The following is a 13,519-nucleotide window of genomic DNA, read 5'->3' as shown; positions in this document are numbered from 1 at the left end:
GCGCGTGGCTCGCGTCGCCGCGGCGCAGATGCCACCATTCGAGGGCATGAACGCCCAGGGACACCGAATCTTCGCCGATGAGCTGGCGCGATTCGCCGGCGAGGCAGACCAGCCGCGGCTGTCCGCGATCGCGCAGCGAATCGCGGCGCCGCTGCGCGTGGCCGTCCACGGTCGCCGCGGGGTCGGCCGCAGCACCGTCGCGCGTGCCTTGGCCGGCGCCGGAATCGAGCTCGCCGGCTCTGCAGCCGCCGACGTGTGCGTCCACGTCATCGCCGAGGTGGTCAAGCCGGAGGACCGAGACGCCATCGCAGCGACGCCACATCAGGTACTGGTGGTGCTCAACAAGGCGGATCTCACCGGCTCGGCGGGCGGCGGACCGCTCGCGGCGGCCCGCACCCACTGCGCACGTCTGTCCGAGCTCACCGGAGCAACGGTGGAGCCGATGGTCGGGCTACTGGCCCTCGCAGTGCTCGACGGTTCGGTGCTGGACAGCCTGTGGGCCGCGGTCCGGCAACTCGCCGCCCATCCCGCCGACCTGAGTTCGGCGGACGCCTTTGTCGCCGCAGCCCATCCGGTGCCGCGCGCCGCACGCCAGCGGCTGGTGGGCACCCTCGACATGTTCGGCGTCACGCTGGCCGTCGCCGCGGCGCGCCGGGGCTGCGCCCTGCCGCAGGTGCGTGCCCTGTTGCGCCGCGCCAGCGGCGTCGACACCGTCGTCGAGCGCATCGGCGCGACCGGCGCGCAGGTGCGCTACCGGCGCGTCGTGGACGCGTTCGATGAACTGCAGGCGATGGCGGTCAGCGACCAGCGGATCAACGACTTCCTGCGCCGCGACGCCACGGTGCTGGCCCGGATGGCGGCCGCGATCGACGTCATCGAAGCCGCCGGGCTGCGCGTCGAGTCGGGCGACGACCGGGCTGCCCAGCTGCGGCGGGCCGTGACATGGCAGCGCCATGGCCGCCGACCGGGCCCGGGCCTGCACCGCCGCTGCGCCGCGGACATCACCAGGGGATCGCTGCGGTTGTGGTCGCAGGCCGGGGATGCGCCGTGACCGAGACGGCGCACGAGGATCCGGTCGCCAGGGTCGACGCGCTGGTCGCCGCGATCGGGCCCCGGCTGGCGGCGCCGAGGGTGCAGCGCCGCGATGTGGTGCTTGTCACCGGTCCCTGGCTGGCGGGCGTCAGCGGTGTGGCGGCGGCGCTGCGCGAACGGCTGCCCGAGCACACGTTCGTCGAATCGGCGGATTTGGTGGCCGGCGAGGTCCCGCTGGCGGTGGTGTTCGTGGTCTCCGCGGCTGCCGCGCTGACCCCATCCGACTGTGCGCTGCTCGATGCCGCGGCCGCCGACACCGACCTGGTGATCGGGGCGGTGTCCAAGATCGACGTGCACCACAAGTGGCGCGACATGCTCACGATCGACCGCGACGTGCTGACCACGCACGCACCGCGCTACCGCAACGTGCCGTGGGTGGGGGTGGCCGCCGCGCCCCAAGCCGGCGAACCACGCGTCGACGACTTGGTCGCCGAGGTCCAAAAACAGCTCGCCGACACGGACTTGGTACGACGAAACCGATTGCGCGCCTGGGAATCTCGACTGCAAATGATTGCCAGCCGGTATGAGCGTGACGCCGAGGGGGTGGGTCGGCAGGCCCGGATTGCCGCGCTGCGCGACGAGCGCAGCGCGGTCCTCAGGCAGCGACGGCTGGCGAAATCCGAGCGCACCATCGCGCTGCGCAGCCAAATCCAGCAGGCCCGCGTCCAGCTGTCCTACTTCGCACGCAACCGCTGCACCTCGGTGCGCAGCGAGCTGCAGGAGGACGCGGCCACTCTGACCCGCCGCACGCTGCCGAAGTTCGAAAGCTACGCCCGCGACCGGTTCAGCGAGGTGGTTGCCCAGGTGAACGACGGCGCTAGCCGGCACCTGAGCGACATGGCCGCGGTGTCAGGCCTTACCGTGCAACTGCCCGCCGCCCCGGAGCCGCCCCCGGTCGAGGTGGCGCCGCCGCCGCTGCAGTCCCGGCGGCTGGAGACCCGGCTGATGAGGCTGCTGGGCGCCGGTTTCGGGTTGGGGGTGGCGCTGACGCTCAGCCGGCTTCTTGCCAACCTGGCGCCCGGGCTGACGGCGGTCGGCGCCGTGGCGTGCGTGGCGATCGGGCTTGCGGTCACCGCGTGGGTGGTGGGCACGCGAGGATTGCTGCACGACCGCGCGGTGCTCGACCGCTGGGTGGGGGAGGCGACCGCATCGCTGCGTTCGGTGGTCGAACAGCTGGTCGCCACCCGGGTGCTGGCCGCGGAAAGCGCGCTTTTCGCCGCGCTGGGCGAACAGGACGAGCTTGACAACGCCCGCGTCGTCACCCGGCTGAAAGCGCTCGACACCGAACTGCGTGAGCACGCCGTGGCCGCGGCGCGGGCCAGCGCATTACGTGACCGCGAGATGCCGACGCTGCTGGCCGCCCTGGATGCAGTGCGACGCGAGCTGGGCGAATCGAGCCGGTCGACGCCGCGGTCGGACCCGAGCGAGCAACCCCACCCGAGCGCGAGTGAGGCTCATCTGAATCGTTCCCGTGAGTGAGCTGATACCTGCCCAGGCCATCCTGGATAAGTCGCCCGCGATAGCCTGTATTTACAGCCACAGCGAGTGCCAGGGACGAAATACGTCCGCGACGACATGTGAGCAGGAGTTTTTCTTATGACCTCAGCGACCATTCCCGGTCTGGATACCGCACCGACAAATCATCAGGGCCTGTTGGCCTGGGTGGAGGAGGTCGCCGAGCTGACCCAGCCGGACCGGGTGGTCTTTGCTGACGGCTCCGATGAAGAATGGCAGCGGCTCTGTGATCACCTCGTCGGGGTGGGCACGTTCAAGCGGCTCAACCCGGCCAAGCACCCCAACTCCTATCTTGCGTTGTCCGATCCGTCGGATGTGGCCCGGGTGGAGTCGCGCACCTTCATCTGCTCGGAGCGCGAGATCGACGCCGGGCCGACCAACAACTGGATGGACCCGGTCAAAATGCGGTCGACGATGACCGACCTGTACCGGGGCTGTATGCGGGGACGAACCATGTGGGTGGTCCCTTTCTGTATGGGCCCGCTGGGCGCCGAGGACCCCAAGCTCGGGGTGGAGATCACCGACTCCGAATATGTCGTCGTCTCGATGAAGGTGATGACGCGGATGGGCACGGCGGCGCTGGAAAAGCTCGGCGATGACGGCTTTTTCGTGAAGTGCCTGCATTCGGTCGGCGCCCCGCTGGAGCCGGGCCAAAAAGACGTGCCGTGGCCGTGCAACGACACCAAATACATCACCCACTTCCCTGAAACCCGTGAGATCTGGAGCTACGGCTCGGGTTACGGCGGCAACGCGCTGTTGGGTAAGAAGTGCTATTCGCTGCGCATCGCGTCGGTGATGGCCCGCGACGAGGGCTGGCTGGCCGAGCACATGCTGATCCTCAAGCTGATTTCCCCGGAGAACAAGGCGTACTACATCGCGGCGGCGTTCCCCTCGGCGTGCGGCAAAACCAACCTCGCGATGCTGCAGCCGACCATCCCGGGCTGGCGCGCGGAAACGCTGGGCGACGACATCGCCTGGATGCGGTTCGGCAAGGACGGCCGGCTGTACGCGGTCAACCCGGAAGCCGGCTTCTTCGGGGTGGCGCCGGGCACCAGCCGCAAGTCGAACCCGAACGCGATGAAGACCCTCGAGGCCGGCAACACGATCTATACCAACGTGGCGCTCACCGATGACGGCGACGTGTGGTGGGAGGGCATCGACGGCCCCACCCCCGATCACCTCACCGATTGGAAGGGCAACGACTGGTACTTCCGTGAGACGGAAACCCTTGCTGCGCATCCCAATTCGCGGTACTGCACACCGATGTCGCAATGCCCGATCCTGGCGCCCGAATGGGACGACCCGCAGGGTGTTCCGATCTCGGCCATCTTGTTCGGCGCCCGTCGCAAGACCACGGTGCCGCTGGTCACGCAGGCCCGGGACTGGCAGCACGGCGTGTTCATGGGCGCGACCATGGGCAGCGAGCAGACCGCCGCAGCGGAGGGCAAAGTGGGCACCGTGCGCCGCGACCCGATGGCGATGCTGCCGTTCTGCGGCTACCACGTCGGCGACTACTTCCAGCACTGGATCAACATCGGCAAGAACCATGACGAGTCCAAGCTGCCAAAGGTGTTCTTCGTCAACTGGTTCCGCCGCGGCGGTGACGGCAAGTTCTTGTGGCCGGGTTTCGGGGAGAACAGCCGCGTGCTCAAGTGGATCATCGACCGCATCGAGGGCAGGGCAGGTGGCCGCTCGACACCGATCGGCACTGTGCCGGCGGTTGAGGACTTGGACTTGCAAGGACTCGACGTCGACGCCGACGACGTGGCCGCGGCGCTGGCTGTCGACCCCGGCGAATGGCGCAGGGAACTTTCGATGATCGAGGAGTGGTTCGAATTCGTCGGTGAGAAACTGCCCACCGGCGTCAAAGACGAGTTCGAGGCGCTCAAGCAGCGACTCGCCGAGTAAGCGCGAGCAGACGTAAAAGCGCCCAGTTGACCGGCTTTTACGTCTGCTCGCGCACCGCCGGGCGGCGCAACGACTTCGGCAGGTAGACCGCTCCCGGCCCGCCGGTCGCCGCGGAGTCGGCCGGGTTGGAGATCGTGCATCGCCTCAGCGACAGACAACCGCAACCGATGCACGAGTCCAAGTTGTCGCGAAGCGCGACCAGCCCGGCGATCTGGTCGTCGAGGCGGGCCCGCCAATCCCTGGACAAGCGGTTCCAGTCAGCCCGCGTCGGGGTGCGACCATCGGGCAGCTTCGCCAGCGCGGCCGCCACCTCCTCAAGGCTAAGTCCGACATTCCGTGCAGCACGGATGAACGCTAAGCGCCGCAACATGTTTCGTTCGAAACGGCGTTGTCCGCCGGAAGTGCGTGACGCGGTGATCAGCCCGACGTTTTCATAGAAGCGGATCGCCGACGCCGCGAATCCGCTGCGCCGAGCCATCTCGCCGACGGTGAGCAAATCCCGGGTGTCCATGTGACCTGTCTCACTCGTAGTTGACTTAAAGTTAACTTTAACTACCAGTATGCCGGTATGACACAAACCCACAACGCCCGCCCGGTCGCGATCGTCACCGGCGCCGCTCGCGGCTTCGGCCGAGCCCTGACCGCGGCTCTGCTGGACCGCGGCTGGACCGTCGTCGGCGACGCCCGTCGCGGCGGCGAGCTGAACGCGACGGCCCGGGCACTGAACTGCACGCAGTTCATCCCCTTGGTCGGGGACGTGGTCGACGCCGCGCATCGCGACCAGCTGGTGGCTGCCGCGGTCGGCGCCGGACCACTCACGCTGCTGGTGAACAACGCCAGCCGGCTCGGACCCAGCCCCCAACCTGCGCTGGCCGACTACCCGCTGGCCGAACTGCGAGCCGTCTACGACACCAACGTCGTCGCCCCGCTCGCGCTGATCCAGGCGGCGCTGCCGGCGCTGGCCGCCAACCGCGGCGTCATCGTCAACCTGACCTCCGACGCGGCGGTCGAGCCGTACCCGGGCTGGGGTGGATACGGGTCGTCGAAGGCCGCGCTCGACCAGCTTTCGGCGATCCTTGCCGCCGAGGTTCCCGCCGTGCCGGTCTACGCGTTCGACCCCGGGGATATGCGCACCGAGATGCATCAGGCCGCCTTCCCGGGCGAGGACATCTCCGACCGCGCCGAGCCGCGGTCGGTGGTGCCGGCGCTGCTGCGCCTGCTCGACACCCGGCCCGCCGCCGACCGGTACCGCGCCGCCGAGCTGACGGTGAGCGGGGCGCCCTGATGAGCCGCGCCGCGCCGCGCACCCAGTTTCAGCGCCCGCCGGGCTCGGATGCCACCGAGCCGCCCGAGGCCCGCGGGCTGCCCCGTGACGCGGTCAAGCTGCTCGTCGCGCAGCCGAGCGGCATCAGCCACGTACGCTTCGCCGACCTGGGCAACTATCTGCGCGCCGGTGACCTGCTGGTGGTGAACAACTCGGCGACGCTGCCCGCCGCCGTCGACGCTCGGCGCGGCGGCCGCCCCATCACCGTCCACTTCTCCACGGCGCGTACGGCCGACGTGTGGGTGGTCGAATTGCGGCCGGCGGGCACCGCGACCGGCCATCTGAAAGACATCCGGCCCGGCGAGCGTATCGAACTGCCCGCCGGTGCAGCACTGGTCATCGGCGCCTCTTACCCGGTGGCGGGCGTGGACGGGGCCCGACTGTGGACGGCCAGGGTGGTCGTCGAAGGCGACGACGGGCGCGTCGCGGCCTACCTGGCCTTATACGGTCGGCCGATTCGGTATGCGTACGTGCAGCGGCACTGGCCGCTGGAGCACTATCAGACCGTGTTCGCCCGTCATCCGGGTAGCGCCGAAATGCCCAGTGCGGCGCGGCCTTTCAGCACCACACTGGTCACGGCGCTGGTGGCCGCCGGCGTGGTCATCGCGCCGGTCACCCTGCATGCCGGAGTGTCCTCGGCCGAGGCGGGCGAGCCGCCTGCGCCCGAGTGGTTCGAGGTATTGCCCAGCACCGCGCATCTGGTGAACCTGGCGCACGCCGCCGGCGGGCGGGTGATCGCGGTGGGCACCACGGTGGCCCGGGCGCTGGAGTCGGCGGCGGGCACCGACGGCATCGTGCGGCCGGCCCGCGGTTGGACCGATCTCGTGCTGGGCCCCGATCATCGGGCCCGCGTGGTCGACGGCCTGATCACCGGATGGCACGAGGCCGGCGCCTCCCACCTGTTCCTGCTGGAGGCGGTCGCGGGCGCCGAGCTGGTCGCGGCGGCCTACCGGGAAGCCGCGGAGCACGGGTATCTGTGGCACGAGTTCGGCGACAGCGCGCTCTTGCTGCCCGAACCAACCACTTGACATCCGTCAACTTTCCCGGCGGTACAGTCTGCGCATGCAGATCCGCGAATACCTCGGCGCCGACAAGCCGGCCGTCATCCTGCATCCGTCAGGCACCGTCGTCACCTTCGACGATTTGGAAGCTCGCGCCAACCGGCTGGCGCACTACTTCCGGCGCGCCGGTCTGCGGGAAGGCGACACGGTCGCGATCCTGATGGAGAACAACGAACACATCCACGCGGTGATGTGGGCGGCGCGGCGCAGCGGACTGTACTACGTGCCGATCAACACCCACCTCACCGCCGGCGAGGCCGCCTACATCGTCGACAACAGCAGCGCCCAGGCGATCATCGGCTCGGCGGCGCTGCGCAAGACGTGCGAGAACCTCGGCGAGCACCTGCCCCACGGCCTGCCGCACCTGCTGATGATCGCCGACGATGACTTGCCGGGTTGGCTTCGTTATCCCGAATGCGTTGCCGACCAACCGGATACGCCGATCGACGACGAGCTCGAAGGCGACCTGCTGCAGTACTCGTCGGGCACCACGGGCCGGCCCAAGGGGATCAAACGGCAGCTGCCGCACGTCTCGCCGGCCGAGGCGCCGGGCATGATGTCGGCCTTATTGGGATTCTGGATAGACCCCGACGCGGTCTACCTGAGCCCCGCTCCGCTGTACCACACCGCGCCCTCGGTGTGGTCGATGAGCGTGCAGGCCGGGGGGATAACGACCGTGGTCATGGAGAAATTCGACCCCGAAGGCTGCCTGGACGCCATTCAGCGCTACCGCGTCACACACGCGCAGTTCGTGCCGGCCATGTTCACCCGCATGTTGAAACTTCCTGAACCCGTCCGCAATTCGTACGACGTGTCCAGCCTGAAGCGGGTCATACATGCGGCGGCGCCCTGCCCGGTGGAGATCAAGAAACAGATGATGGACTGGTGGGGGCCGATCATCGACGAGTACTACGCCTCCTCGGAGGCGATCGGCTCGACACTGATCACCGCCGAGGAGTGGCTCGAGCATCCCGGGTCCGTCGGCAAGCCCATGCTGGGAGTGGTGCACATCCTCGACGAGAACGGCGACGAACTACCGCCCGGACAAGCCGGTGAGATCTACTTCGAGGGCGGCTACGCCTTCGAATATCTCAACGACCCCGAGAAGACCGCCGCGTCGAAAGACAAACACGGCTGGGTGACCGTCGGCGACGTCGGCTATCTCGACGACGAGGGATACCTCTATCTGACCGACCGGCGTCATCACATGATCATCTCCGGCGGGGTGAACATCTATCCGCAGGAAACCGAGAACATGCTGGTGACCCACCCGAAGGTGCTCGACGCGGCGGTGTTCGGTATCCCCGACGAGGAGATGGGGCAAAGCGTCAAGGCGGTGGTGCAGACCGTCGACCCAGCCGATGCCACCGACCAGTTCGCCGACGAGTTGCTGGCTTGGCTGCGGGATCGGTTGGCCCACTACAAATGTCCGCGCTCGATCTCGTTTGAGGCGCAGCTGCCGCGCACCGAGACCGGCAAGCTGTTCAAGCGCGAACTGGTCGAGAAGTACTCGGTGTGAACCATGCTTCGGGTGGTCGACCTGTCGGCGCCGCCGGACGCCGACGTCGCGCCGCCGCCCGGGGTGATCGTCGCGTTCGGTTCAGCGACCGATCTCGCCAACCGCGACGCTCAAACATGGCTTACCACCGCCACTTTCACGATTACTGAAGACGCTGGTGCCGACCGGCGGGTAATCACCGTCGACTCGGTGCCCGAGACCCTGGCCGAGCTCCGCCAACGCTGCGCACGCTGGCCGCACGCCAGCGCCGTCTGCGACGACGTCCTGCGCAGCATCGACCCGGACCGGCCCGCGCTGGCCGGGGTGGTGACCGAGTCGCTGGCCTACTCCACGTTGCAGGCCGGGCCGGAATTCGCCCGTTGGCTCGCCGAGCGCGGACCCGCCCGCATGCCCGACATTCCCGACCCGGTGCTGACCGAACGCGACGGCACGACGCTGTGGATCAGCTTCAACCGGCCGCGGCGCCATAACGCGTTCTCCACCGACGCGCGCGCGGCGCTGCTTGAGGCGTTGGCGGTCGCGCAGCTCGACCCGTCGGTGCAGGAGGTGGTGTTACGCGGCAACGGACCGTCGTTCTGCAGCGGTGGTGACCTGGCGGAATTCGGCACGTTCGCCGATCCGGCCAGCGCGCACCTGGCCCGCACCAGACACAGCCCGGCGTTGGCGCTCGATGCGCTCACCGCCCGGCTCGGCCCGGCCTGCCGCGCCGAGGTGCACGGCCAGGTACTGGGCAGTGGGCTGGAGATGGCGGCGTTTTGCGGACGGGTGGTGTGCCGCCCCGGCGCGGTTCTCGGGTTGCCGGAGCTGAGTCTGGGACTGATTCCCGGTGCGGGCGGCACCGTCAGCATCGCCCGACGGATCGGGCGTTGGCGCACCGCGTATCTGGTGCTCTCAGGGCGGACCATCGATCCGGAGACCGCCCTGGCCTGGGGGCTGATCGACGCGATCGGCTAGCCGGTGAGCACGCCGTGTTCTCGAAAAAAGCGAACGATCGCGTCGATCATCAACGGACCGTCGAGCAGCTGCGGGCTATTGTGGTCCGCACCCGGTACTGACACGAATCGCTTTGGCTTGCAGCCCATTTCATAAAGGCGGTAACTGAGCTCAGCGGGCACCAGCACGTCACGGTCGCCGGCGACGACCAACACCGGCGCCGCCACCCCGGCGATGCGGTCGATGGACGGGTAGCGATCGGTCAGCACTGCCCTGACCGGCAGCCACGGGTAATGCAACCGCCCGACATCGGTCAGCGACGTGAATGGCGAGCGCAACACCAGCGCCGCCGGTGGCGACCCGCGGGCGAGCCGGACCGCGACCGCGGCGCCCAGCGACTCGCCGAAGTAGGCAATCCGCTCCGGATCGACTTCCGGGCGGGCGAGCAAGAATGCTCGCGCGGCCCGGGCGTCGGCGGCCAGGCCGTCCTCGCAGGGCCGTCCGGGGTTGCCGCCGTAGCCGCGGTAGTCGAACAGCAGCACCGACAACCCCGCTCGCAACAATGCGGCGGCAAGCGGCGCGCGCAACGTGCGGTCGCCCGCGTTGCCATTGCAGACCAGCACCGCGGCCCCGCGCCGGGCGGCGGGCACGAACCAGGCGCCGAGCCTCAGGCCGTCCTCGGTGTCCAGCACGACGTCCTTGCCACCGGGCAGCAACGTGTCGGCGGGCGGCACCGGCCCGGGTGATGGGAAGTAGATCAGCCGCCGTTGCAGCGGCGCAAGCAGCGGGACACCTATGCGAAGCCGCTCGGCAGCCTAGGCGAGAAGCTCACCGGCGCACGCTCAGCCGAGCTTTGCCGGCGCGCGCAAGCCATCGACGCACCCATGCCGGCGTCAGGTGCCGCCGAGTCGCGTGGGCCGGGCCGGACTCGATTGCGATCTTGTGTGGCTTGGTCGCGTGATGCATCGGGATGGTTAGCCGCAGAACGCCATTGGTGTAGTCGGCACTGATCCGGTCGACGTCTGGCCGCTCGTTGAGGAATAGCTGGCGAACGAACACACCATGCGGACGCTCGGCGTTGAGCCAGGTGCGGTCCCCGTCGCCGGGCTCGCGGCGCTCGGCGCGCACCGTCAGCACGCCGCCCTCGACGGTGACGTCAAGTGAATCGGGTTTGATGCCGGGTAGGTCGAGTTCGGCAACGAAGGTGTCGCGGTCACGCCAGGCATCCATCCGCATCAGTGCCGGATGCGCGGGGGTACCGACGATCCTCGTCAGCCCGTCGAGGTCACCGGCGAGTGATTGCAGCAGGCTGGGCATGCATGTCACCTCCTTTGGACCGCCCGATCGCGGCGGGTAGCCGACGGCCGCCCGGCGCATGACTTCGCGGGGCGGCCGTCGTCCGGCTGATCGGGCACCTTAGGCGTTGATGGCTTTCTGGTTGCCGGTTCCGACGGCGATCTTGCGCGGCCGCGCCGCCTCGGCCACCGGAATGGTTAGCCGCAACACGCCATCGGTGTAGTTGGCGCTGATCTTGTCGGCATCAAGGCCACTACCCAGGAATAGCTGCCGGCTGAACACGCCGTGCGGCCGTTCGGCGACCACCCAGTCACGGTCTTCCGTGACGGCGGGACGTTCGGCCCGTACCGTGACCGCTTCGTGTTCGACGCTGACATCGACGGAGTCGGGCTTGACCCCTGGCAGGTCCAGCTCGACGACATAGTCGTCCCCTTCGCGCCAGGCGTCGATCGGCATCACCGCCGGACGGCTCGTGGTACCCAGCGTGGTGCCCAGCAGTTGCTGGGTGAGTCGATCGAAGTCACGCAGGAATGGGTCAAACGCCAGCATCGTCATCACCCCTTCAGCGACATCGATTCTGTTCGTACCAGCACAGATAACCTCTAGTGCCTGCAACATATTCCGCGGGCATGGCCGCGCGCCGGATCGTGGGCGATGCGGGTAATCAGATCCCGCCGCGGGCGACCAGCTGGGCGGTGATGACGTTGCGCTGGATCTCGTTGGTGCCTTCGCCGACGATCATCAGCGGGGCGTCGCGGAAGTAGCGTTCGACGTCGTATTCGCATGAGTAGCCGTAGCCGCCGTGGATGCGCACGGCGTTCAACGCGATCTCCATCGCCACCTCGGAGGCGAACAGTTTGGCCATGCCGGCCTCCATGTCGCACCGCTCGCCGCTGTCGTGACGCTCGGCGGCGTAGCGGGTGAGCTGACGCGCCGCGGTCAGCTTGGTCGCCATGTCGGCAAGGTAGTTGCCGACAGCCTGGTGCTGCCAAATCGGCTTGCCGAAGCTTTCCCGCTGCCGGGCATACGCCAGCGCGTCCTCCAACGCCGCGGTGGCCACCCCCAGCGCGCGAGCGGCCACCTGAATACGGCCCGTCTCAAGGCCTTTCATCATCTGGGCGAACCCCTTGCCCGGCACCCCACCCAGAATCGCCGCCGCCGGGACCCGACAGCCGTCGAAGGACAGCTCGCAGGCTTCCACGCCCTTGTAGCCCAGCTTGGGCAGATCCCGCGACAGCGCAAGGCCCGCACTCGGATTGTCCACCAGCACCACCGAAATCCCCCGGTGCCGTGGGACGGCGTTCGGGTCGGTCTTGCACAACAACGCGATCAGCCCGGAGTGGCGGGCGTTGGAGATCCACGTCTTGGCGCCGTTGATGACTAGCTCGTCGCCGTCGCACAGGGCGGTCGTGGACATGTTCTGCAGATCGCTGCCGCCTGCCGGCTCGGTCAGCGCCATGGTGGCCCGCAGCTCGCCGGTGGCCATCGGCGGCAGATAGCGGCGTTTTTGTTCCTCGGTGCCGAACAGCGACAGCAGCTTGGCGACCACGGTGTGGCCGCCCATCGCGCCGGCGAGGCTCATCCAGCCCCGGGCCAGTTCCTGGGTGATGAGCACATAGCACGGCATCGAAACCGGGGAGCCGCCGTACTCCTCGGAAATGGCCAAGCCGTAGACGCCGAGGCGCTTCATCTGCTCGATCCACGCCTCGGGGTAGGTGTTGGCGTGCTCCACCTCGCGCACGGCGGGCTTCACGTCACGGTCGATGAACGCCCGCACCGTGGCGACCAGCATGGCTTCTTCGTCGTCGAGTCCGGTGCCCATCGCTCACCTCGTTGCGTATGCCAGGATCTGTACCGCCATACTGACGCACGGGAGGCGCGATGAGTGGGGGGCCCTACTTCGACGAACTCGCGGTGGGCCAGGTGTTTGACTCGGCGCCGTCGGTGACGCTGACGGCCGGGATGGCCGCGGTTCATCAGGCTATCGTCGGAGACCGGCTGCGACTGGCGCTGGACGCGGATCTGTCCGCCGCCGTCACCGGCGCGCCCGCCGCACTGGCGCATCCGGGACTGGTGTGCGATGTGGCGATCGGGCAGAGCACGCTGGCCACCCAGCGGGTCAAAGCCAACCTGTTCTACCGCGGTCTGGTATTTCACCGCTTTCCGGTCATCGGCGACACCCTCTACACCCGCACCGAAGTGGTGGGACTGCGCGCGAACACGCCAAAACCGGGCCGCGCGCCCACCGGGCTGGCGGCGCTGCGGATGACCACCGTCGACCAGGCCGACCGGTTGGTGCTGGACTTCTACCGCTGCGCCATGCTGCCCGCCAGCCCGGGGTGGCAGCCCGACGCGGAGCGGGCCGGTGACGACCTGTCCGGCGTCGGCGCCGACGCGGCGCCGCCGGCCCATGACCCGACCGCCAACTGGGACGCCGAGGTGTTTCGCCGACGAGTGCCCGGGCGGCATTTCGACGCCGGTTTGGCAGGCACGGTGTTGCACAGCAGCGCCGACGTGGTCAGCAGCGCACCCGAGTTGGCCCGCCTTACCCTCAATATTGCTGCCACACACCATGATTCACGTGTCAGCGGGCGCCGGTTGGTGTACGGCGGACATACCATCGGGCTGGCGCTCGCCCAGGCCACCCGGATGCTGCCCAACTTGGTGACGGTGCTGGGCTGGCAGTCCTGCGATCACACCGGACCGGTGTACGAGGGCGACACGCTCTACAGCGCGCTGCACATCGAATCGGCCCGGCCGGTCGACAACGGCGGAGCGCTGGGCTTGCGATCAGTGGTCTACGCGGTCAACGACTCCGAGCCCGACCGGCAGGTGCTGGATTGGCGGTTTACCGCGCTGCAGTTTTAGGTC

Annotated in this window: 13 protein-coding genes; 8 read left to right on the top strand and 5 right to left on the bottom strand. The window is 68.6% G+C overall.

The features are described 5' to 3' along the window. Positions 1-46: 46 nt before the first annotated feature. From MHEC_RS22830 to MHEC_RS22820, 3 genes are all read left to right on the top strand, one after another. On the top strand, positions 47-1,051 hold the full coding sequence (locus MHEC_RS22830) for a P-loop NTPase family protein (RefSeq protein WP_048890557.1): 1,005 nt from the start codon (positions 47-49) through the stop codon (positions 1,049-1,051). Beyond that, positions 1,048-2,571, top strand: coding sequence for a hypothetical protein (locus MHEC_RS22825; protein ID WP_235434749.1), 1,524 nt, complete (start codon positions 1,048-1,050; stop codon positions 2,569-2,571). Before MHEC_RS22830 ends, MHEC_RS22825 begins: the two co-directional genes overlap by 4 nt. Before the next feature lie 117 nt (positions 2,572-2,688). Beyond that, a complete protein-coding gene (locus tag MHEC_RS22820) occupies positions 2,689-4,515 on the top strand; it encodes a phosphoenolpyruvate carboxykinase (GTP) (protein ID WP_048890456.1) in 1,827 nt (608 codons plus the stop codon). A gap of 37 nt (positions 4,516-4,552) precedes the next feature. Here MHEC_RS22820 and soxR read toward each other — a convergent pair whose 3' ends face one another. Then, positions 4,553-5,026, bottom strand: a complete 474-nt coding sequence (soxR, locus tag MHEC_RS22815) for a redox-sensitive transcriptional activator SoxR (protein WP_048890457.1) — start codon at positions 5,024-5,026, stop codon at positions 4,553-4,555. A gap of 57 nt (positions 5,027-5,083) precedes the next feature. Here soxR and MHEC_RS22810 point away from each other — a divergent pair, with 57 nt between their 5' ends. The 4 genes from MHEC_RS22810 to MHEC_RS22795 are packed head-to-tail and all read left to right on the top strand — an operon-like array spanning position 5,084 to position 9,373. Further along, entirely contained in the window at positions 5,084-5,800 is a 717-nt protein-coding gene (locus tag MHEC_RS22810; RefSeq protein ID WP_048890458.1) for an SDR family oxidoreductase, read from the top strand. After that, positions 5,800-6,867, top strand: coding sequence for an S-adenosylmethionine:tRNA ribosyltransferase-isomerase (locus MHEC_RS22805; RefSeq protein WP_048890459.1), 1,068 nt, complete (start codon positions 5,800-5,802; stop codon positions 6,865-6,867). The genes MHEC_RS22810 and MHEC_RS22805 overlap by 1 nt, the downstream gene beginning before the upstream one ends. A gap of 34 nt (positions 6,868-6,901) precedes the next feature. Further along, the gene (gene fadD4, locus MHEC_RS22800) at positions 6,902-8,419 is read left to right on the top strand and encodes a fatty-acid--CoA ligase FadD4 (RefSeq protein WP_071700511.1); all 1,518 of its coding nucleotides are present in this window, start codon (positions 6,902-6,904) and stop codon (positions 8,417-8,419) included. 3 nt (positions 8,420-8,422) lie between these two features. After that, the gene (locus MHEC_RS22795) at positions 8,423-9,373 is read left to right on the top strand and encodes an enoyl-CoA hydratase/isomerase family protein (RefSeq protein ID WP_048890461.1); all 951 of its coding nucleotides are present in this window, start codon (positions 8,423-8,425) and stop codon (positions 9,371-9,373) included. Here MHEC_RS22795 and MHEC_RS22790 read toward each other — a convergent pair. From MHEC_RS22790 to MHEC_RS22775, 4 genes are all read right to left on the bottom strand, one after another. Beyond that, complete coding sequence (locus MHEC_RS22790) at positions 9,370-10,149, bottom strand: alpha/beta hydrolase (protein WP_048890462.1); 780 nt, start codon at positions 10,147-10,149, stop codon at positions 9,370-9,372. The two genes, MHEC_RS22795 and MHEC_RS22790, sit on opposite strands and share 4 nt — an antisense overlap. 31 nt (positions 10,150-10,180) lie before the next feature. Further along, positions 10,181-10,669 carry an Hsp20/alpha crystallin family protein gene (locus MHEC_RS22785; protein WP_048890558.1) on the bottom strand — a complete coding sequence of 163 codons (489 nt, stop codon included), beginning with the start codon at positions 10,667-10,669 and terminating at the stop codon, positions 10,181-10,183. Between the two features lie 99 nt (positions 10,670-10,768). Beyond that, positions 10,769-11,203: an Hsp20/alpha crystallin family protein gene (locus tag MHEC_RS22780; protein WP_048890463.1), complete on the bottom strand. Its 435-nt coding sequence runs from the start codon at positions 11,201-11,203 to the stop codon at positions 10,769-10,771. A 109-nt stretch (positions 11,204-11,312) separates the two neighbouring features. Then, positions 11,313-12,470 carry an acyl-CoA dehydrogenase family protein gene (locus MHEC_RS22775; protein ID WP_048890464.1) on the bottom strand — a complete coding sequence of 386 codons (1,158 nt, stop codon included), beginning with the start codon at positions 12,468-12,470 and terminating at the stop codon, positions 11,313-11,315. A gap of 59 nt (positions 12,471-12,529) precedes the next feature. Between MHEC_RS22775 and MHEC_RS22770 the strand changes: the two genes are divergently transcribed. Beyond that, the gene (locus tag MHEC_RS22770) at positions 12,530-13,516 is read left to right on the top strand and encodes a MaoC family dehydratase (RefSeq protein ID WP_048890465.1); all 987 of its coding nucleotides are present in this window, start codon (positions 12,530-12,532) and stop codon (positions 13,514-13,516) included. Positions 13,517-13,519: the final 3 nt, after the last annotated feature.

It is taken from the genome of Mycobacterium heckeshornense (assembly GCF_016592155.1).
GTDB classification, from domain to species: Bacteria; Actinomycetota; Actinomycetes; order Mycobacteriales; family Mycobacteriaceae; genus Mycobacterium; species Mycobacterium heckeshornense.
Note: the sequence above shows the minus strand (reverse complement) of the source record. Positions and strands in the feature narration are given on the sequence as shown.